Genomic DNA, 20,143 nt, shown 5'->3' on the forward strand with positions numbered 1-20,143 from the left:
GCGTCCGGCACCGCCGGGCGCGTTCCAGGATGCGCGCATCATCCCGCCTTCCTCGCCAGGTCGTCGGCGGCCGGGGTCGCCGCGCCGCCCTTGTACGTCACGCGCCACAGCGCGGACTTGGAGTCCGAGGTGAAGAAGCCCCTGCCGTAGTCCAGGACGTACAGCGAACCGTCCGGCGCGAACTTCCAGTCCATGAGGTTCTTGATGCCGTCGTTGCCGATCGGAATGATCTTCTTCAGTGATTCGGCGTGGACGGGGAGGCCGCCGCTGCCGACGTTCTTCGGGTCCATGAGCACCGCGTGCCGCGGCTGGTCGGCGTCGTAGAAGTCACCGACGAACCACTTGCCGTCCCAGTACGAGGGCCACTTGTCGGCGCTCGTGCTCGCCGCGTCGAAGCGGTAGACCGGGCCGTTCATCGTCGCCTGGCCGCCGCCCTTGAGCCACGGCAGGAGCGTCTTCTGCTCCTCCGTCTTGTAGCTCGGCACGCCGTTCGCGTCCCGCGGGTAGTCGACGCCGCCGCCCTGCGGCGAGTACCAGATGTTGTTGGGCTCGGCCGGCGGGATGTTCACCAGGCCGTCGTTGTTGGGCGACTCGTTCTTGAGGTGCTCGCAGTCGTACCAGCCGAGCGGCTTCGTCGGGTCGGGCAGATTGCGGTCGCGGTAGGGCTGGTTGTTGCCCATGCAGTACGGCCAGCCGCGGTTGGAGGCGTGCGTGATGGCGGCGAACGTGTCGTACTTGGCCGGGCCCCAGGTCGTCGACGGCGCGCCGGCGTCCGGGCCGACCCAGCCCGCGTACAGGGTGTCGGTCTTCTTGTCGACCGAGATGCGCGCGGGGTTCCTCACGCCCATCACGTAGATCTCGCCCCGCGTCTTGCCGCCGCCCTCGTCCTGCTCCTTGCCGGTGAAGAGGTTGCCCTCGGGGAGCGTGTACGTGCCGTCCGGCTCCGGGTGAATACGCAGGATCTTGCCGTTGAGGTTGTTGGTGTTGCCGGCGGTGCGGCGCGCGTCCGCGAAGGAGACGCCCTTGAAGTTGGGCTGCGGGTTGTTGCCCGAGTAACCGTCGCTGAACCCCGAGGAGTTGTTGTCACCGGTCGCGATGTAGAGGTTGTTCTTGGAGTCCCAGGCCATGCCGCCGCCCGCGTGGCAGCAACTGTGGATCTGCACCGGCCACTTGAGCAGCACCTTCTCGCTGGCCATGTCCAGCTTGTCCGTCGCCCGGTCGAGGGTGAAGCGCGAGACGTACCGCTCGGCCATGTGGGTCTCGCGGTTGATCTTCGAGTGGGGCGTGTAGTGCAGGTACACCCAGCCGTTCCGCTCGAACTGCGGGTCGAGCTCGATGCCGAGCAACCCCTCCTCGACCTTGGTGAGTTCCTCGCCGCCGCCCTTGTTGCCGAAGACGGTCAGGGCGCCCGCGAGGGTCGCCTTCTTGGTCTTCGGGTCGTAGACGTGGATCTCGCCGGTGCCCTTGCCGACGTTCGGGTCGTTCCAGTCGGTGACGACCGGCTGCGAGGAGTCGGCGCCGCCGCGGCCGATGTAGAAGACCTTGCCGTCGGGCGCGGTGACCAGGCCGTGCGGCTCGCCGATCTGGTCGTTCTTGCCGGGCTGGTTGGGCTGGGTGAGGCGCTCCGCCTTGTAGTTGGCGTTGATCGTCGCCTTGCAGTCGGCGCGCGCGAGACGCGTGGTCCACAGCAGGGCGCCGCGCAGGTGGTCGCGGAAGTCCACCTCGTCGTAGGAGGCCGCGGTGCCGCCCATGCCCGTGTAGAAGGACCGGCCGCCGTCGTAGTCGCGGCACCACGACACCGGGTGGTCCGCGCCGTTCTTGCCCGCGCCCGGCTGGTAGGTGGACTCCCGCACGCGGGCGACCGTGTGGACGTCACCGGAGGGGTTCTTGGTCCAGTTCAGCCACTGGTCGGGGCGCTTCCACTGCAGGGGCAGGTTCTTGGTGGCCGGATTCTCCCGGTCGCCGACCTCGACCGTGGCCCGCTGGACGGTGGTCGGGCTCGCGTCCGCGGGCCGGGCGCCGACGAGCCCGGTGAACCAGTTCGAGTACGGCTCGGCGCGGGCCGCGTCGTGGATGCCGAGGAAGCCGCCGCCGGCCTCCATGTAGGCCTCCAGGCCCGCCTCCTGCTCGGGGTCGAGGATGTCACCGCCGCCGGTCAGGAACGTCACGGCGTTGAACTTGCCGAGCCTGGCCTCGTCGGTGAAGACGGACGGATCGTCCGTCGCCTCGATCTTGAACCGCTGGGCGGCGGGGCCAGTCAGGCCGATCTTCTCGATCGCCGCGATGCCGGCGTCGACGACGGGGGACTCGTCGCCGCCCGCCGCCGAGCCGTGGAAGACCAGCACCTTGACGTTGGCCCCGCCGGGCGGCGAGGGGAGGGACATCGTTGTCATCGGTGGTTCCGGGTACGGCCGCGCGGACGCGGCCTGGGCCGACAGCGCCCCGGTGACCAGGGCGCCGGACAGCAGCGCCGCCGCCCAGGCCCGGTGCGGGCGGTCCGGTCTCCGTCGTGATCTGCTCAACCCTCGTACGGTCAAGGGCCTTTGATGCGGTGTGCGCCGCATGAGTACACCCACCCCTCGTCGGTCACAGCAACAGCGCCGACGAAGCTAGACCTCTTTTCGCGCCGCGCCAATAGGTATCACCGCGATAGCACGAACTTTGTCCTGCGTGTGGATAAACAAAGATCCGGCCGATACCGTGTGGCCGTCCCCGGGGTCCATCACGCCCCGTCAACACCCGTACCGCACAGGGGGGTTCGTCATGGCTCGACGGAATCTGGACAGGCGGAGTTTCAACCGGCGGATGCTGGTGGGCGGTGCGGCAGCGGCAGCTGGGGTGACATCGTTGTCGGTCGCGGGCGCGCCCGACGCGAGCACCGCGGAGGGGCCGAAGACCGCCCCCGCGGGCGGCGAGGTCAAGCGCATCAAGCTGTACGCGGAGAAGCTCCCGGACGGGCAGATGGGGTACGGCCTGGAGAAGGGCAAGGCGTCCATACCGGGACCGCTGATCGAGCTGAACGAGGGCGACACGCTGCACATCGAGTTCGAGAACACCATGGATGTGGACGCCAGCCTGCACGTGCACGGCATGGACTACGAGATCTCCAGCGACGGCACCCGGCACACCAACAGCCATGTGGAGCCCGGCGGCAAGCGCACCTACACCTGGCGCACGCACGCGCCGGGCCGCCGCAAGGACGGCACCTGGCGCCCCGGCACCGCCGGTTACTGGCACTACCACGACCATGTGGTCGGCACCGACCACGGCACCGGTGGTGTGCGCAAGGGTCTCTACGGACCGCTCGTCGTGCGGCGCAAGGGGGACCTGCTGCCGGACAAGACCTTCACGATCGTCTTCAACGACATGACGATCAACAACAAGGCGGGCCACGACACTCCCACCTTCGAGGCCACGGTCGGCGACCGCGTCGAGTTCGTCTCGATCACCCACGGCGAGTACTACCACACGTTCCACGTGCACGGTCATCGCTGGGCGGACAACCGCACGGGCCTGCTGACCGGCCCGGACGACCCGAGCCAGATCCTCGACGACAAGATCACGGGCCCCGGCGACTCCTTCGGCTTCCAGGTCGTCGCGGGCGAGGGCGTGGGAGCGGGGGCCTGGATGTACCACTGCCATGTGCAGAGCCATTCGGACATGGGCATGGCCGGGTTGTTCCTGGTGAAGAAGGCGGACGGGACGATCCCGGACTACGAGCCGCATCATGGCGGGACGGCGAAGTCGGGGTCGAAGTCGTCGTCTTCGGGGCCTTCATCGACGTCGCAGCCGAAGTCGGCAGCGAAGTCCAAGCCCTCGTCGTCGGTCGAGGCGCCGTCCGGGAACACCGCCGGAGGGCATGAGCACCAGCACCACTAGGCCGCGCGTCCGCAGCGTGCGGAACGCGCCCGCGCCGGCGCCCCGGCCGGCATCTCCGCCCCTCCTCCGCGTCCGGGAAGTCGCGACCGCGGCCCCGGACAGTCGGCGCCCCAGCAGGGTGTCTCCAGGCGCTCCAGGCACGCCGCGAAGCGGGGACGGACGTCACCCGGCAAGGTGAAGTCATCGCTCACGGTCCATGGCCTCGGGGCCGGTCCCGGAGGCCGGGACCGGCTCCTTGCCGTGGTCCATGTCGGCCTCCCGCCCGGTGGTGCGCGCGCACCGGCCCCTGCGTGGCATGACGTCCCGGCCGATACGGGAGGATGCCTCCTGACACCGTCAGGGAGGAGTGACCGAAGGTGACCGAGGAACCGCGCCCCACCCTGGAGGCCGTGGCCGCCCGCGCCGGGGTCTCCAGGGCCACCGTCTCCCGTGTCGTCAACGGCGACCCGGGGGTACGGGAGGTGCTCGCCGAGAAGGTGCGGCACGCGGTCGACGAGCTCGGCTACGTGCCCAACCGCGCCGCCCGCAGCCTGGTGACCCGGCGCCACGACGCCGTCGCGGTGGTGATCGCCGAACCGGAGACGCGGGTCTTCGCCGACCCGTTCTTCGCCCTCCAGCTGCGCGGCATCAGCCAGGAACTGACGTTCCACGACGTCCAGTTGGTGCTGCTGCTCACCGAGGGGCGGGACGACCACGAGCGGGTCGGCCGCTATCTTGCGGGCGGCCACGTCGACGGCGCCCTCGTCTTCTCGCTGCACCTGGACGACCCGCTGCCCGGGATCATCCGGCGGGCGGGGGTGCCCACCGTGTTCGGCGGGCGCCCCGGCTGGCCGCAGCCGGGCCCGGACGAGCCGGGAGCACCGTACGTGGACTGCGACAACCGGGGCGGGGCGCGCGAGGCCGTGCGCCATCTGGTCGGCCTCGGCCGCACCCGGATCGCGCACATCACCGGCGCCCTCGACCAGACCTCCGCCGTCGACCGGCTCGACGGCTTCCGTGACGTGCTGGGCGACCTGCTGGGCGACGTGGACGAGCGGCTCGTCGCCGAGGGTGACTTCACCCCCTCGGGCGGGGAGCGCGCGATGCGCGAACTGCTCGACCGGGTACCGGAGTTGGACGCGGTCTTCGCCGCCAACGACCTGACCGCGTCCGGCGCCCTCCGAGTGCTGCGCGAGCGGGGCCGGAGGGTGCCGGACGACGTGGCGGTGGTCGGCTTCGACGACATGCTGGCGGTGGCCGAGCAGACCGAACCGCCGCTGACGTCGGTGCGTCAGGACATCGAGGAGATGGGCCGGTTGATGGCCCGGATGCTGCTGCGCGGCAGGTCGGGTGGGGAGCCGGCCGCGGGGGCGGCGGCCGGTGTGGTGTTGCCGACGTCCCTGGTGCGCAGGGCCTCGGCGTGACCGGGGCTCTGAGCGGAACGGGTCAGGGGCGCACGCTCAGCGAGGGGTGTCAGGCGCTCGGGTCACCGCGGAGATCAGGACCCCACGCTCACCGTGAACCGCCGCGGATTGCCGTCGTAGGCCGCCCCCGACACATCCGGCTGTCCGTCGGGACGCACGTCGTCGTAGGGGAACGCGTAGCCGATGGGGGAGTTGGCGTGCACCACCCGTGACCAGTGGTTGGTCACCGCGTCCCGGTAGTAGTCGGCCGTGGTCGTGCCGTTCGGCTGTTCGGGGTGGGTGAGCATGATGCTGCGGTTGAACCCCGCCGCGAGCCGGGCGAGCAGGCCCTTCTTGTCGTCGGGGTCGCCCGGGTTGTTGGCGAACGGGCCGTGGTTGCAGGTGAAGATGTCCTTCGAGGTGGGCTTGGCGAAGGAGTGCCCGCCGTTGAAGGTGAGGACGTCACCGCTGACGCGCCCGGTGAACACGCCGCGGCCGCCCTGCAGGTCGATCTTGAGGTCCGTGGAGCGGTACTTGTCCCACACCCGGTCGATGTAGCCGTTCCACAGGTCGCGGAACGGCATCTGGTCCGGCCTGTCGAAGTACGGCGCCATCAGGTTCTGCGGCGAGATCACCCGCAGGACGCCGTTGTCGCCGCGGATCACCAGCTTGTCCCACGGCTGCCCGTCCTTGGCGGCCTGGGCCGCGAGGTCGGAGGCGATCGTGTCGACGGCTCCGTCGGGCAGCGGGGCGACGTCGTGTGTCCCGTCGCCCTCCAGGGTCAGCCCGATGGGCAGCGCGGTGACGAGGTCGACGTAACTGATGTTGGCGTAGAGCTGCTGCGGGTTGAAGGTGAACTCGCAGAACGACCACGTGCGGCCGTAGTTGGGGTCCTCGCGGGTGGCGAAGGCGGGCTCGACGAGGGCGGGGCCCGGGTTGAGGAAGAAGTCCAGCCTGTCGTCGCGCACGAAGTAGACCCGGGCGCCGTACATCTGAGGGAGCGTCAGCACCTTGGGTGCCGAGCCCGCGGCGCCGAGGGGAATGGCGCAGTCGACGGGCAGCGGGGTCCGCGGGGCCGAGGGCGACTCCGGCCGGTAGACCCCGCCGTCCGGCTTGAGAAGCACCCAGCGGTCGGTGCCCTGTTCGTGGCCGGTGACGTAGGCGCGCACCTGCCCGGGCAGCGACTTGTTCGCGAGGGCCAGTTCGCAGGTGGCCGGAGCGGCCCTGCCGCCCGCCCGGGCGCCGGGGCTGAGGGCGCTTCCCCAGACGGGGTAGGTGAGGGCGCCCGCGGCGCCGGCGGTGGAGGTCAGGAACGTTCGACGCGATATCACGGAAGGTCTCCTGCGCGGTTGCGTGGGGGGTGGTGCACCACTGTTCCGACGGGTCCTCGCGGCGTCAAGAGTTGTGACTGAGAGCGCTCTCATAGATGTTCTCGCTTCATCACATGACGATGCGGGGGCCGAAAAGGCGGATTGTCAGTGGCCGGTGCCAGACTCGGAAGGAGGAAAGAGACATGCGACAAAGGAGTCGATCATGCTCAATAAGCGCTTCGTCACAGGTGCACCGATCTGGGTGGACATGTGCGCGCCGGACCTGGACGCCGTCGCCACGTTCTACCGCGAGGTGTTCGGCTGGGAGCTCCTGCGCGGCGGGGAAGAGGTGGGCGGGTACAGCCAGTACCAGAAGTCCGGCAGGACCGTCGCCGGAGCGATGGCCATGCCCCCCGACCAGGCCGCGCCGTCCTGGTCGGTCTACTTCCGCACGCCGGACGTGGACGCCACCGTCAAGGCGGTCGACCAGGCCGGTGGCCGCACCGTCTTCGGCCCCGCCGACGTCCTCGACCTCGGCCGCATGGCCGGCTTCGCCGACTCCGGCGGCGTGTCCTTCTGCGTATGGCAGCAGGGGGAGATGAAGGGCCTCGACGTCGTGAACGAACCGGGCAGTCTGGTCTGGTCCGAGCTGTACACCCCGGACGTCGCCGCCGCCGTCGCGTTCTACGGCGAGGTGTTCGGCTGGCAGACCACCGAGGCCCCCTTCCCCGGCGGCTCGTACACGATGGTGCACCCCGCCGACGGCACGGCGGACGACATGTTCGGCGGTGTGGTGCCGCTCGACTCCGACCCCGCGGAGGTGGAGGCGGGGGCGTACTGGATGCCGTACTTCCAGGTGGAGGACTGCGACGACACGGCCGCCAAGGCCGTGCGGGGTGGCGGCACGGTCCGGATGGAGCCCCTGTCGATGGAGGGCGTGGGACGCTTCGCCAAGCTCGCCGACCCCGCAGGCGCGCGGTTCGCGGTGCTGCAGCCGTCGTCCTGAGCACGGTTTCGCGGCGGCGCGGCACGGGCAGTCCTCACCGGGCGCACGGGGCGGCTTCACGGGCCTCGCGGGCGGGGCTCCCTCACCGGGACCTCGGGCGGCGGAGGGCCGATAAGCCGTTCGTTGATCAATCGTTGATTGCTTGTTTCGCGCGCTGGGACAGCATCGACGGCATGCAGATCGAGACGACAGCCGAGCCCGAACTCGCCTGGCAGGAGCAGGCGCTGTGCGCCCAGACGGGAGCCGACTTCTTCTTCCCCGAGCCCGGTAGCTCGGTGCGTGAGGCGAAGGACATCTGCCAGATGTGTGACATGCGCACGGCCTGCCTGGAGTACGCGCTGAACAACGACGAACGCTTTGGAGTCTGGGGCGGCCTCTCCGAGAAGGAGCGGTACGCCCTCAGACGCGACCGCGCCTGAGTCCGTGGCCGGCGGGCCCCGACCTCACATCGGGGCCCGCCGGCCCGGACCGGCCGCTTCCGTCTCGTTGCCGCCCTCGTTGTCGCCCTCCGCGTCGATGTGCGGCAGGAGGCGGTCGAGCCAGTGCGGGGTCCACCAGGCGTGCCGGCCCATCAGCGTCATGACGGCCGGTACCAGCAGCAGGCGGACCACCGTCGCGTCGATCAGGACGCTGACGGCCAGGCCGAGACCCAGCATCTTCACCACGATGTTGTCGCTGAGGATGAACGCCGCGAAGACGCTGACCATGATGAGCGCTGCGCAGGTGATCACCCGGGCGGTGATCTCCAGGGCGTGCGCCACGCTGGCCCGGGCGTCGCGGGTGCGCTGCCACGCCTCGTGGACGCGGGAGAGCAGGAAGATCTCGTAGTCCATGCTCAGCCCGAAGACGATCGCGAACATCATCATCGGGACGTAGCTCTCGATCGGCACCTTGCCCGAGACGCCGAGCGCCGGGCCGCCCCAGCCCCACTGGAAGACGGCCACCACGACCCCGTACGAGGCGGCGATGGACAGGACGTTGAGGACCGCGGCCTTGACCGCGACCAGCAGGCCGCGGAAGACGACGAGGATGACGAGGAAGGCGAGGCCCACCACCACCGCGATGATGAGGGGCAGCTTGCTCGCGACGATCTCCAGGAAGTCGGCCTGCGCCGCGGTCGTGCCGGTCACGTAGGTGCGTGCGGGCGTCCCCGAGACCGCCTGCGGCAGCACGTGGTCGGTGAGGTCGTCGAGGAGGTCGGTGGTCCGCTCGTCCTGGGGAACGGCCGTGGAGTACGCCGTGGAGATCAGGACATCGCCGTCCGAGGTGGCCTTGAGGGGTGTGATCAGCGCCGCGTCGGGCACCCCGGTGAAGGCCTGCTGCGCCTGCGTGGCGATCTTCTGCCGGTCCGCGCCGGACACGCCGCTCTGGTCGATGACCAGGGTCAGCGGGCCGTTGGAGCCGGGCCCGAACGCGTCGGACATCGTGTCGAAGGCCCGGCGGTCGGTGAAGGACTTGGGGTCCGCTCCGTCGCCGATGTGCCCGAGCTGGATGAAGAAGACCGGGACCGACAGGACGGCGAGCACGAGGGCGCCACCGACGAGGAAGTGCCAGGGCCGCCGCTCCACGCGCTGCGCGTAGCGGTGCCAGCCGCCCTGGGACGCCACCCCGGTGGTGGTGTCCGTCTCGGCGACCGGGGTGCGCACCCGCAGCCGGTCGATCCGCCGCCCGATCAGCCCGAGCAGGGCCGGTACGAGGGTCAGAGCCCCCAGCACCGCCGTGACGACGGTGACCGCGGCGGCGAGACCGAGCTTGCCGATGAACGAGATCCCGGAGACCCAGAGGCCGGAGAGCGCGATGATCACGGTGCAGCCGGAGACGAGCACCGCACGGCCGCTCGTCGCCGTCGCGTGCCCCGCCGCCGTCACCGGATCCTGGCGGAGCAGGCTCTGGCGGTGGCGGGTGACCAGGAACAGCGCGTAGTCGATCCCCACGCCGAGGCCGATCATCGTGGCCAGGGTGGGCGAGACGGTGGCGAAGGTGAAGGCGGCCGCGAGCATGCCGAGCACGGCGAGCCCGCAGACCACGCTGATCAGCGCCGTCACCAGGGGCAGCAGCCCGGCCAGCACGCTGCCGAAGCCGATGAGCAGTACGACGATGGCCACCCCGAAGCCGATCAGCTCGCTGATCCGGTCGCTCGGCTCGGGCCGGGCCAGCTCGCCCAGCGGGCCGCCGTACTCCACGTCCACGCCGGCGGCCCGCAGCGGCTGCACGGCCCGGTCGACGCCGTCCAGATAGCCGTCACCGAGGGTGGAGGGCTGCACGTCGAAGCGGATGGTGAGGTAGCCCGTGGTGCCGTCCGTGGAGAGCGGCCCGACGTCGGGCGTTCCGGCGGGCGGCGGCTTGGTATCGAGGGGGTTCTGCACGGACAGCACGTGCGGGAGCTTGCCCAGCGCGGAGACGGTCGAGCCGACCGCGGAACTCTCGTCCTTCAGCGGCTTGCCGGCGTCGTGCAGCACCACCTGGGAGCTGTAGCCGCCGGCCGCCGGATCGTGCGCCTTGAGGACGTCCAGGCCCGCCTGCGACTGGGTTCCCGGCAACGAGAAGTCGTCGGAGTAGTCGCCGCCGACCGCGCTGTTCGCGAACTGGAGCCCGACGGCCGCCAGCAGCCAGACGACGATGACGGTCACGGAGTGCCGGGCGCACCACTGCCCGAGGCCGCGGAGCCGGCCGGGCCGGGGCGGCCGTGCGCCCGGCCGTCGTGCGTGCGATCCGGTCGGCACAGACATGCTCACTCCCGCAGGCTTCGATCACCCGGATTCAAGCCTGCGGAGGCGCTCTCGGCACTCGGTGTCCGGCAACGGAGTGAACGGGAACACCTCGGCCCCGGAGCGTCGGTGCTCCGGGGCCGAGCGATGCCCGCCGAGGGGGCGGAGCCGGGATCAGGCGCCGCGCGCCGCCATCCGCGCCTTGCGGGCGGCCAGCCGCTCGTCGAACTTCGCGGCCTCCGCGTCGAGGCCGCCCAGGAAGAAGCCCAGCTCCTCCTGTGCCTTCAGCCCCTCGGGGCCGAGGCCGTCGATCTCCAGGACCTTCAGGAAGCGCAGCACGGGCTGCAGCACGTCGTCGTGGTGGATGCGCATGTTGTAGACCTCGCCGATGGCCATCTGCGCGGCGGCCCGCTCGAAGCCGGGCATGCCGTGACCGGGCATCCGGAAGTTGACCACCACGTCCCGCACGGCCTGCATGGTCAGGTCGGGCGCGAGCTCGAAGGCGGCCTTCAGCAGGTTGCGGTAGAAGACCATGTGGAGGTTCTCGTCGGTGGCGATGCGCGCCAGCATCCGGTCGCAGACCGGGTCGCCGGACTGGTGGCCGGTGTTGCGGTGCGAGATGCGGGTGGCGAGCTCCTGGAAGGCGACGTACGCGACCGAGTGCAGCATCGAGTGGCGGTTGTCCGACTCGAAGCCCTCGCTCATGTGCGCCATCCGGAACTGCTCCAGCTGGTCCGGGTCGACGGCGCGCGAGGCGAGCAGGTAGTCGCGCATCACGATGCCGTGCCGGCCCTCCTCCGCCGTCCAGCGGTGCACCCAGGTGCCCCAGGCGCCGTCGCGGCCGAAGAGGGAGGCGATCTCGTGGTGGTAGCTGGGGAGGTTGTCCTCGGTGAGCAGGTTGACCACCAGGGCGATGCGCCCGATGTCGGTGACCGGGGACTGGCCCTTCTCCCACGCTTCGCCGTCCTCGAAGAAGCCGGGGAAGTTGCGGGCGTCCGAGAACGGCACGTACTCGTGGGGCATCCAGTCCTTGGCCACCTTGAGGTGGCGATTGAGTTCCTGCTCGACCACTTCCTCCAGCGCGTACAGCAGCCGGGCGTCGGTCCAGCTGTCCGCGCTGCCGAGGTGGGGAGAGGTGATCGTCACGGGGGCTCCAGAAGGGGGACGGGAGTTCTTGTGCGGGCAGTGCGAGCGGTGCACTACCTACGGTCTCGTAGGTTACGTTGCCGTAGGTTAAACCCGCCGTAAAGGCCCCTCGGACCGGGTGCCGCCCCTCATCAGGGCAAGGAAGGCCTCATTGCAGGTCAGGCGTACAGTCCGCGCAACCGAACTGAGAGGCACGTCACACAGCCTTCCAGCCTCTCGAACTCGCTGATATCGACCGGAACCGGGTCGAACCCGAGGTCGGCGAAGAGCTCCGCGCTCTTCGGCGCACTCGCCGACATCAGCAGATCCGCGCCGCCCAGCAGCACCACGTGCGCCCCTGCCTCCTCCGGTACGGGCAGGAAGCGGGGGAAGAGCGCGGCGCTGTCGACCAGCGGCTCGTACCCGATGACCGTGCCGTCCGGCAGCGCCGTCACCGCGGACTTCAGGTGCAGGACGCGGGTCACCGGCACCGCGACGACCCGCGCCCCGAGCGGTTCGAACACCGCCCGCAGTTGTCGTATCCCCTCCGCGTTCGTCCGCTCGCCGCGCCCCACGTAGAGCGTGTCGCCGACCTTCAGGACGTCGCCGCCGTCGAGCGTGCCGGGCTCCCAGACCCAGTTGACCGAGCAGCCGAGCCGGGCCGCCGCCTCCTCGACGCCCGGGCTCTCGTCCCGCCGGGAGGCGGCGCCCGAGCGGCCGATCAGCGCCACGTTGCGGAAGACGACCACCGCGTCCTCCACGAACACCCCGTCCGGGCAGCCGTCCGCGGGCTCCACCTCGAAGGTCTCCCAGCCGTGCCGGTTCAGCGCCGCCACGTACGCCTCCCACTGGCCCACCGCGAGCCGGGCGTCGACCGGGGTGCGTTCCAGGTGGGTGACCAGGCCCTCGGCGAGGCGCGGGCTCGGGCGGCGGATCAGGGCCTTCTTGCTGGGCACGGCGGGCTCTCCTCACGCGGGCGGGGTGCCGCCGCCCTCATGCGGGCGGCGCCGTGCCGCACATCATGCAGCGCGCACCCGGTCCGGGCCCAGAGTGCCTCGCAGATGCTCGGCCGTGAACGACCCCTCGGCCCGCAGCAGTTGCGCGGGCGTGCCCTCGAACACGATCCGGCCGCCGTGCTTGCCGCCGTCCGGGCCGAGGTCGATCACCCAGTCCGCGTGCTTGACGACGTCGAGGTTGTGCTCGACGACGAGCACCGTGTTGCCCGCGTCGACGAGCCGGTCGAGCAGGCCGAGCAGTCCGTCGACGTCCGCCATGTGCAGGCCGGTGGTCGGCTCGTCCAACACGTACGTGGTGCCCGTGCGGTGCAGCTGGGTGGCGAGCTTGATGCGCTGGCGCTCGCCGCCGGAGAGGGTGCTCAGCGGCTGCCCGAGCGTGAGATAGGTGAGGCCCACGTCCCGCAGCGCGCGCAGCCGGCGGCGCACCGCCGTGTCGTCGAAGCGGTCGAGGAACTCCAGCGCCTGCTCCGCGGTCATCTCCAGGACGTCCACCACGGAGCGGCCGTCCACGGTGAGCCGCAGCACCTCGTCCTTGAAGCGCCGCCCCTCGCACGCCTCGCAGGTCGTGGTCACCGGGTCCATGAACGCGAGGTCGCTGTGGATGACCCCGCGGCCCTGGCAACTCTCGCACGCGCCGTGCGAGTTGAAGCTGAACAGGCTCGCCTTCGCGCCGGTCCCGCGTGCGAAGAGCTTGCGTACCGTGTCCATGATCCCGAGGTACGTCGCCGGGGTGGAGCGGCCCGAGATGCCGATGGACGACTGGTCGACGACGACGGCGTCCGGATGCGCCGCGGTGAACGCCGACACCAGCGTGCTCTTGCCGGACCCCGCGACCCCGGTGACCGCGGTGAGCACCCCGGTCGGCACCCGCACGCTCACGTCGCGGAGATTGTGCAGATCGGCGCCCTCGACCCAGCGGCCGCCGACCGCATCGCGCGGCTGCTCCTTGATGCCGGTGGCGCGCCGCAGGTGGCGCCCGGTGAGGGTGTCCGCGTCCCGCAGCTCCCGCGGGGTGCCCTCGAACACGACCAGGCCGCCGCCCGCGCCGGCCGCCGGGCCCATGTCGACGACGTGGTCGGCGACCTCGATCACATCCGGGTCGTGCTCCACGACCAGGACGGTGTTGCCCTTGTCGCGCAGGCGCAGCAGGAGGTCGTTCAGGCGCCCCACGTCGCGCGGGTGCAGGCCGACGCTCGGCTCGTCGAAGATGTACGTCATGCCGGTGAGGCTGGAGCCGAGGTGGCGCACCATCTTCAGGCGCTGCCCCTCGCCGCCGGAGAGCGTGGAGGTCTCGCGGTCCAGGCTGAGGTAGCCGAGGCCGATCGCCTCGATCCGCTCCAGCGCCGTGACGGCCGCCCGGGCGATCGGGGCCGCCACCGCGCCCTCGACGCGGCCGAGCTCCCGGACGAGGTCGGTGACCTCCATGCGGGTGCAGTCCGCGATGCCCAGGCCGTTGACGCGGGTGGCGAGCGCGGCCGGGTTGAGGCGGGCGCCGTCGCAGGCCGGGCAGGTGTCCTCGCTGAGGAAGTCCCGCACCAGGTCGCGGGTCTTCTGGGAGAGGGCGGAGAGGTCGCGGTTGAGGTAGAGGCGCTCGAAGCGGTCCGCGAGCCCCTCGTAGTCGATGTCCCGCGCGCCGCCGGTGTTGTTGACGTTGACCTTCCGCTGGCGGCGGCCACCGCGCAGCAGGAACTGCCGCTCGGCGTCGGTGAACGCGCCGACCGGCTTGTGCGCGTCGAGGTCGGGCGTGTTCGTGTACGTCTGGCCCTGCCAGGTCCCCGCGGCGAACGGCGGAAAGCGGATCGCGCCGTCGGCCAGGGACCGGGCGGGGTCGAGGATGCGGTCGTAGTCGGGCCGCACCGCGCGGCCGAGGCCGTCGCAGGCGGGGCACATGCCCGCCGGGTCGTTGAACGAGTACGCCGTGGCCGGACCCGCGCTCGGCGTGCCGTGCCGGGAGAACAGCACCCGGATCACCGAGTAGATGTCCGTCATCGTGCCCACCGTGGACCGGGAGTGGCCGCCGACCGGCTTCTGGTCGACGACGATCGCGGGGGAGAGCTCCTCGATGGCGTCCGCGTGCGGCCGCTCGTACTTGGGCAGTCGGTTGCGGACGAACCAGGTGAACGTCTCGTTCAGCTGGCGCTGCGACTCCACCGCGATCGTGTCGAAGACCACCGAGGACTTCCCGGACCCCGAGACCCCCGTGAACACCGTGAGCCGGCCCTTGGGGATGCGCAGGCTCACGGCGCGGAGGTTGTTCTCCCGGGCTCCGTCGATGGTGATGTGCTGGTGCGTGGTGTGCGGGCGGCTGTTCTGGTCCATGCCTGCGAAGCTAGGCGTGATACCCGACAGCCTCTGTCTTCTTTTCCTGGGTGATCTCCTTCAGCTCGCCGTCCAGGAGCAGCCACCGCGTGATGCCGATGGACTCCAGGAAGGCCATGTCGTGACTGGCCACGATCAGCGCGCCCTCGTACGACTCCAGGGCCGTCGAGAGCTGCCGCACGCTCGCCAGGTCGAGGTTGTTGGTCGGCTCGTCGAGCATCAGCAGCTGCGGCGCGGGCTCGGCGAGGAGCAGCGCCGCGAGCGCGGCACGGAACCGCTCGCCGCCCGACAGCGTGGCCGCCCGCTGGTCGGCCTTGGCACCCTTGAACAGGAAGCGGGCCAGCCGTGCCCGGACGCGGTTCCTGGTGGCGTCGGGAGCGTAGGCCGCCACGTTCTCGGCGACGGTCAGCTCGCCGTCCAGCACGTCGAGGCGCTGCGGCAGGAAGCGCAGCGGCACATGGGCCAGCGCCTCGCCGGAGACCGGCGCGAGATCGCCCGCGATCGTGCGCAGCAGCGTGGTCTTGCCCGCGCCGTTGCGTCCGATCAGCGCGATCCGCTCGGGGCCGCGCAGCTCGAACTCGCCCTTGACGCGGGCCCCGTAGTGCAGTTCGAGGCCGCTGAGGGTGAGGACGGTGCGGCCCGGGTGCACCCGGGTGTGCGGAAGGTCGACGCGGATCTCGTCGTCGTCCCGTACCGCCTCGGCGGCGTCGTCCAGGCGCTCCTTGGCCTCGACGAGCCGCTCCTCGTGCAGGATGCGGTGCTTGCCCGCGGACTCCTGGGCGGCCCGCTTGCGTGCTCCGATCAGGATCTTCGGCTGGCTCCTGCTGTCCTGGATCTTCTGGCCGTACCGCTTGCGGCGGGCCAGTTTGACCTGGGCGTCCGCCAGGTCGCGCTTCTGCTTCTTGACGTCGGACTCGGCGACGCGCAGCATGCGCTCCGCCGCCTCCTGCTCGGTGGCGAGGGCCTGTTCGTACGCGGTGAAGTTGCCGCCGTACCAACTGACCTCCCCCTCCCGCAGTTCGGCGATCTGGTCGACGAGATCGAGGAGTTCACGGTCGTGGCTGACCACGACCAGGACGCCCGACCACGCCTCGACGGCCGCGTACAGGCGCCGACGGGCATGCAGATCAAGGTTGTTGGTGGGTTCGTCGAGCAGCAGCACATCGGGGCGGCGCAGCAGCAGGGCGGCCAGGCGCAGCAGCACCGACTCGCCGCCGGAGACCTCGCCCGTGGTGCGGTCGAGGCCGAGGTGGCCGAGCCCGAGCTGGTCGAGGGTGGCGCGGGCGCGCTCCTCGACGTCCCAGTCGTCGCCGACCGCGGTGAAGTGTTCCTCGCGCGCGTCACCGGCCTCGATGGCGTGCAGGGCGGCCCGGGCCGCGGCGATGCCGAGCACGTCGTCGACGCGCAGGCCGGTGTCGAGGGTGACGTTCTGCGGCAGGTATCCGACCTCGCCGACGACACGCGCGGTGCCCTCCGACGGGGCCAGCTCACCGGCGATCAGCTTCAACAGGGTTGACTTTCCTGACCCGTTGGAGCCGACGAGGCCGGTCCTGCCGGGTCCGAAGGCCACCTGAAGGCCGTCGAGGACGGTGGTGCCGTCGGCCCAGGCGAAGGAGAGCGACGTACAGGTGATGGAGGTGGGGGAAGATGACATACGGGGCCTCGCGGTCGCGTCGTGGGAAGCGTGGTCAGGGGCAACGCGTTCGAGACACCGCGGCGGGAATGAGGCCGGAGAAACGGGGGAAGGGCCTGCGCCGGGGGACGGGACGGCTCGAATGCCGAGGTCGCACACGACGTACACGGCAGCGCGAAGCTGCGTGACGCGGTGTCTCATGACCTCAGACGAGCAACGTCCTACTCCTGTTCGACGGCTACAGAACCGATCGAAACCGTAGGAGGCGCCGGGGACCGTGTCAACGTTTTATCGTGAGGGCCGATCGTGAGGGCCCCGCCCGACGTGCCCCCGCCCGTCGTGCGGACCCCGCCGCAGCACGAGGAGGCGCCGTGCACTTCGGAACGCTGTCCCTGCCCGCCAGGCTGTTCCTGCTCTCCTGGCACCCGGAGAAGCGCAAGTTCTCCGGCGGCCCCGATGTCCACCTCACGGTCCGCGCCGGAGCCCTCGCCGAGCTCGCCGGGCGCGGCCTGCTCGTCGACGCCGACCGCGTCGTCACCCCCGCCGCCGTGGGCGACCGCACCGGCGACCCGGTCCTCGACGCCCTCCTCGAACTCATCGAACAGTCGCGCCCGCGCACCTGGCGCGGATGGATGACCCACCGCTCCCGCGCCACCCTGCACGGCGTGCGGGCCGAGCTGGCCGCCCACGGATATCTGCGCGAGGGCCGCCGCCGCGTCCTCGGCCTCCTCCCCGCCCGTCACTGGGAGCTGGAACGGGTGGGATACGCGGAGGCGCTGCACGCGGAGGCGCTCGCCGTGCTGCGCGGCCCGCGTCCGGTCGAGGAGGTCGACGAGGGGGACGCGGCACTCGTCGTCTGCGCGGCCACCGGAAAGCTGCGGTCCGTCGTCACCGGCAAGGACCGCAGGCGGTACAAGGACCGGCTCGCGGCGCTGACCGACCGCGCCGGCGGCTCCGCGCCGGAGCTGCGCGCGCTCATGCAGGACCTCCGCAGGGCGCTGGCCTCGGCCGTCGCGTCGGCCGAGGCGGCCCGCTCGTCCGGCGGTGGCGGCGGGGGCGGCTGACCCCGCCCGGCCGCCCGCACCCCGCTCGGACCCGCGTCAGCACCCGCACCCATCCCGCGTCAGCACGCGTCCCGCATCAGCTCCGCGAGGTCGTGGTCCAGGTCGACGTGGCGGTGCTCCTGGCCCATCGGCACCAGCGCCGTCGTGCGCTGGAGGAAGCGCCGCAGGTCCCCGGTGCGGATGTGGACGATTGCGGTGCCCTCGGGGGCGTGGAACTCCACGACCGTGCGGTCGAAGCCGTACGGGCGCACGCGCACGTCCCCGTCGCCCACCGCCCGCTCCACGCCCTGCGTGAGCAGCTCACGGGCGAAGGTCCAGTAGACCTCGACGCCTTCGAGGGTCGCGGGCGCGGGGAAGCTCATCCGTACGGCGAAGGGGTCCTGCCGGTCGTAGTGCAGGGTCGCGGGGATGGTCGGCATCCGCGGCGCGGCGGCGACCAGGCGGGCCTCTACGGCTTGCTCGATGACGGTGGACAACGCCTGCTCCCTCACTGACTGCTGGACGACTGGGGTCTGGACGACTGGGGTCGGCACTTGACTAGACGACGGAAAGACGGGATCCGTGCACATGGAGGGCGGGCCGGAAGGAGTGACCTCTGTCACCGCGACACCGTGGCGCGGCCCGCGGTTCCCGGCGCCCGTCGCACGGGGGAGCCCTTCCGGCCATCTGGACGAGGCCCCGCGCGTCGGCTAGCTTCGCCCGCCATGAGGGGCATGGGGAAGACGAAGCCGACGCGGCGGACGGTGTTCACGGGACTCTGCGCGGCGGCGCTCGCGGGGGCCGTCCTCGCGGCGCCGGGCAGCGCGCGAGCGGCGGGCCCTGCGGGGCCCGATCACCGTGCGGACCACGGTCCGCGCTGGCAGCTCAAGGACAGCGGCACCGACGCCCGCTTCCGCGGGCTCGCCGCCGTCAGCCGGGACACCGCCTGGGTGGCCGGGACCAAGGGGACGGTGCTGCGCACGTCCGACGGCGGCAGGAGATGGCGCGAAGTCTCCCCGCCCGGCGCCGCCGGTCTGGAGTTCCGCGACATCGAGGCCTTCGACGGCCGCCGCGCGGTGGTCCTGGCCATCGGCGAGGGCGAGGCCTCCCGGGTGCTGCGCACCGAGGACGGCGGGGCGACCTGGACGGAGTCCTTCCGCAACACCGACGCCAAGGCGTTCTACGACTGCATGACCTTCTTCGACCGCCGCCACGGCCTGGCCATGAGCGACCCGGTCGACGGCACGTACCGCATCCTCTCCACCGCCGACGGCGGCCGCTCCTGGAAGGTGCTGCCGAGCACCGGTATGCCCGCGGCACAGGAGGGCGAGGCGGGGTTCGCCGCGAGCGGCCAGTGCCTGGTGAGCTCGGGACCGCGCGACGTGTGGCTGGCCACGGGCGGGGCGCCGCGCGCCCGTGTCCTGCACTCCGCCGACCGCGGGCTGACCTGGACGGCCACCGAGGCGCCGATCCCGGCGGGCGACCCGGCCCGCGGCGTCTTCGGGCTCGCCTTCCGCGACCGTACGCACGGCATCGCGGTCGGCGGTGACTACCGTGCCGACCAGCCCTCGCCGAAGGCCGCCGCCGTCACTCGGGACGGCGGCCGGCGCTGGGACCCGGCGGGACGGCCGCCGCCCGCCTACCGCTCGGGCGTGGCCTGGTTCCCGCACAGCCGCTCCACCGCCCTCGCGGTCGGCCCGACGGGCACCGACGTGACGACGGACGGCGGCCGGAGCTGGCACCCGGTGGACGCCGGGTCGTACGACACCGTGGACTGCGCCCGGGACCGGGGCTGCTGGGCCGCGGGGGAGAAGGGGCGGATCGCCCGCCTGGAGCGGACTCGCTAGGCGGGCAGCTCCTCGCGGTACGCGGCGAGCGCCGGCGCCGTCTTCGTCGCGTAGAACTCGGTGACGCGGTACTCACAGACCCCGGCCAGCACGAACGGGTCCTTCGCGATCAGCTCCTCGATCACGCCGCGGTCCTCCGCGACGGCGAGGATCACGCCGCCGTCGCGCGGGTTCTTGCGACCCGACGCGATGAAGACGCCGCTCTCGTACTGCTGGTCGAGCCAGACGACGTGGGCCGGCAACTGCTCGTCGACGGCGGCGAGCGGCGCGGTGTAGGTCAATTCGAGAATGAACATGATCGCGAGGCTACCGGGGCGGACGGACCATGAACACGTCGACGGGATTCTCTCGGCGACGGTTTCGATCTCCGTCGATCGTGCGGAGCGCAGCGTCCGGTCCATGACTCGGAGTATCGGCGCGCTCGCGGCGCCCTCGGTGCCGCGGTGTTACCTCGCCAGCTCGGCCCGTATGGTCTTGCCGGTCGGGTCGAGCGTGACGCCGACGGCTCTGGCCAGGTGCTGGACCATCGGCCAGCCGAAGCCGCCGGTGCCGCCCCGGAGGTCGGGGGCGCGCTCCTGCGGCGGGCGCGGATCCGCGTCGGAGACGGCGATGGTGATGACGTCGTGCTGCGCGTGCAGGCGCAGTGAGCACAGGGCGCCGCGGGCGTGCCGGACCACATTGGTGACGAGCTCGGAGACCACGAGCTCGATGCTCGCGGCGCTCTGCCCGTCCACGGCGGGGCTGAGCCCCGCGACGAAACCCCGGGTGAGCTCGCGGGCGTCGGCGACCGCCGCGGGGTTCTTGTCGAAGGTGGCCGTTGCCGGCGGCCCGGTGTCGAGCGGTATGTGCTGTGTCCGCATGCGCCTCCTCCTTCG

16 protein-coding genes are annotated in these 20,143 nt (G+C 71.4%); 6 read left to right on the top strand and 10 right to left on the bottom strand.

Features of this window, described 5'->3' with window-relative positions; genetic code table 11:
• Nucleotides 1-38 precede the first annotated feature (38 nt).
• The gene (locus tag ACZ6B8_RS11650) at nt 39-2,564 is read right to left on the bottom strand and encodes a ThuA domain-containing protein (RefSeq protein ID WP_471607096.1); all 2,526 of its coding nucleotides are present in this window, start codon (nt 2,562-2,564) and stop codon (nt 39-41) included.
• 214 nt (nt 2,565-2,778) lie between these two features.
• Between ACZ6B8_RS11650 and ACZ6B8_RS11655 the strand changes: the two genes are divergently transcribed.
• Entirely contained in the window at nt 2,779-3,879 is a 1,101-nt protein-coding gene (locus ACZ6B8_RS11655; RefSeq protein WP_471607198.1) for a multicopper oxidase domain-containing protein, read from the top strand.
• Nucleotides 3,880-4,235: 356 nt separating this feature from the next.
• Entirely contained in the window at nt 4,236-5,282 is a 1,047-nt protein-coding gene (locus ACZ6B8_RS11660; protein ID WP_471607097.1) for a LacI family DNA-binding transcriptional regulator, read from the top strand.
• Between the two features lie 74 nt (nt 5,283-5,356).
• Here the strand turns inward: ACZ6B8_RS11660 and ACZ6B8_RS11665 are convergent, their stop codons facing one another.
• Complete coding sequence (locus ACZ6B8_RS11665) at nt 5,357-6,592, bottom strand: glycoside hydrolase family 64 protein (RefSeq protein WP_471072609.1); 1,236 nt, start codon at nt 6,590-6,592, stop codon at nt 5,357-5,359.
• Nucleotides 6,593-6,794: 202 nt separating this feature from the next.
• On the opposite strand from ACZ6B8_RS11665, the gene ACZ6B8_RS11670 reads away from it, so the two are divergent.
• Both ACZ6B8_RS11670 and ACZ6B8_RS11675 read left to right on the top strand, forming a co-directional pair.
• Complete coding sequence (locus ACZ6B8_RS11670; protein WP_471607098.1) at nt 6,795-7,577, top strand: VOC family protein; 783 nt, start codon at nt 6,795-6,797, stop codon at nt 7,575-7,577.
• Nucleotides 7,578-7,750: 173 nt separating this feature from the next.
• Nucleotides 7,751-7,996 (top strand): WhiB family transcriptional regulator, encoded by a 246-nt coding sequence (locus ACZ6B8_RS11675; RefSeq protein ID WP_471072603.1) that lies wholly within the window; start codon nt 7,751-7,753, stop codon nt 7,994-7,996.
• Between the two features lie 24 nt (nt 7,997-8,020).
• Here the strand turns inward: ACZ6B8_RS11675 and ACZ6B8_RS11680 are convergent, their stop codons facing one another.
• The 5 genes from ACZ6B8_RS11680 to ACZ6B8_RS11700 form a co-directional block, all read right to left on the bottom strand.
• Nucleotides 8,021-10,306 (bottom strand): MMPL family transporter, encoded by a 2,286-nt coding sequence (locus ACZ6B8_RS11680; RefSeq protein WP_471607099.1) that lies wholly within the window; start codon nt 10,304-10,306, stop codon nt 8,021-8,023.
• Between the two features lie 153 nt (nt 10,307-10,459).
• On the bottom strand, nt 10,460-11,431 hold the full coding sequence (locus tag ACZ6B8_RS11685) for an acyl-ACP desaturase (RefSeq protein WP_471072597.1): 972 nt from the start codon (nt 11,429-11,431) through the stop codon (nt 10,460-10,462).
• A gap of 158 nt (nt 11,432-11,589) precedes the next feature.
• The gene (ddaH, locus tag ACZ6B8_RS11690) at nt 11,590-12,366 is read right to left on the bottom strand and encodes a dimethylargininase (RefSeq protein WP_471072594.1); all 777 of its coding nucleotides are present in this window, start codon (nt 12,364-12,366) and stop codon (nt 11,590-11,592) included.
• A 63-nt stretch (nt 12,367-12,429) separates the two neighbouring features.
• Nucleotides 12,430-14,745: an ATP-binding cassette domain-containing protein gene (locus ACZ6B8_RS11695; RefSeq protein ID WP_471072591.1), complete on the bottom strand. Its 2,316-nt coding sequence runs from the start codon at nt 14,743-14,745 to the stop codon at nt 12,430-12,432.
• Between the two features lie 10 nt (nt 14,746-14,755).
• Nucleotides 14,756-16,399, bottom strand: coding sequence for an ABC-F family ATP-binding cassette domain-containing protein (locus tag ACZ6B8_RS11700; RefSeq protein WP_471607100.1), 1,644 nt, complete (start codon nt 16,397-16,399; stop codon nt 14,756-14,758).
• Nucleotides 16,400-16,749: 350 nt separating this feature from the next.
• Between ACZ6B8_RS11700 and ACZ6B8_RS11705 the strand changes: the two genes are divergently transcribed.
• Complete coding sequence (locus ACZ6B8_RS11705; RefSeq protein ID WP_471607101.1) at nt 16,750-17,442, top strand: GOLPH3/VPS74 family protein; 693 nt, start codon at nt 16,750-16,752, stop codon at nt 17,440-17,442.
• 59 nt (nt 17,443-17,501) lie between these two features.
• On the opposite strand, the gene ssgD is transcribed toward ACZ6B8_RS11705, so the two are convergent.
• The gene (gene ssgD / locus ACZ6B8_RS11710) at nt 17,502-17,918 is read right to left on the bottom strand and encodes a spore wall synthesis regulator SsgD (RefSeq protein ID WP_471072583.1); all 417 of its coding nucleotides are present in this window, start codon (nt 17,916-17,918) and stop codon (nt 17,502-17,504) included.
• Nucleotides 17,919-18,155: 237 nt separating this feature from the next.
• On the opposite strand from ssgD, the gene ACZ6B8_RS11715 reads away from it, so the two are divergent.
• Nucleotides 18,156-19,268, top strand: a complete 1,113-nt coding sequence (locus ACZ6B8_RS11715; protein ID WP_471607102.1) for a WD40/YVTN/BNR-like repeat-containing protein — start codon at nt 18,156-18,158, stop codon at nt 19,266-19,268.
• Here ACZ6B8_RS11715 and ACZ6B8_RS11720 read toward each other — a convergent pair.
• Together ACZ6B8_RS11720 and ACZ6B8_RS11725 are read right to left on the bottom strand one after the other, a co-directional pair.
• Complete coding sequence (locus tag ACZ6B8_RS11720; RefSeq protein ID WP_471607103.1) at nt 19,265-19,564, bottom strand: YciI family protein; 300 nt, start codon at nt 19,562-19,564, stop codon at nt 19,265-19,267. The genes ACZ6B8_RS11715 and ACZ6B8_RS11720 overlap by 4 nt on opposite strands.
• 150 nt (nt 19,565-19,714) lie before the next feature.
• Nucleotides 19,715-20,128, bottom strand: coding sequence for an ATP-binding protein (locus tag ACZ6B8_RS11725; protein WP_471072574.1), 414 nt, complete (start codon nt 20,126-20,128; stop codon nt 19,715-19,717).
• Nucleotides 20,129-20,143 lie beyond the last annotated feature (15 nt).

Source organism: Streptomyces sp. NPDC041122 (assembly GCF_055592445.1).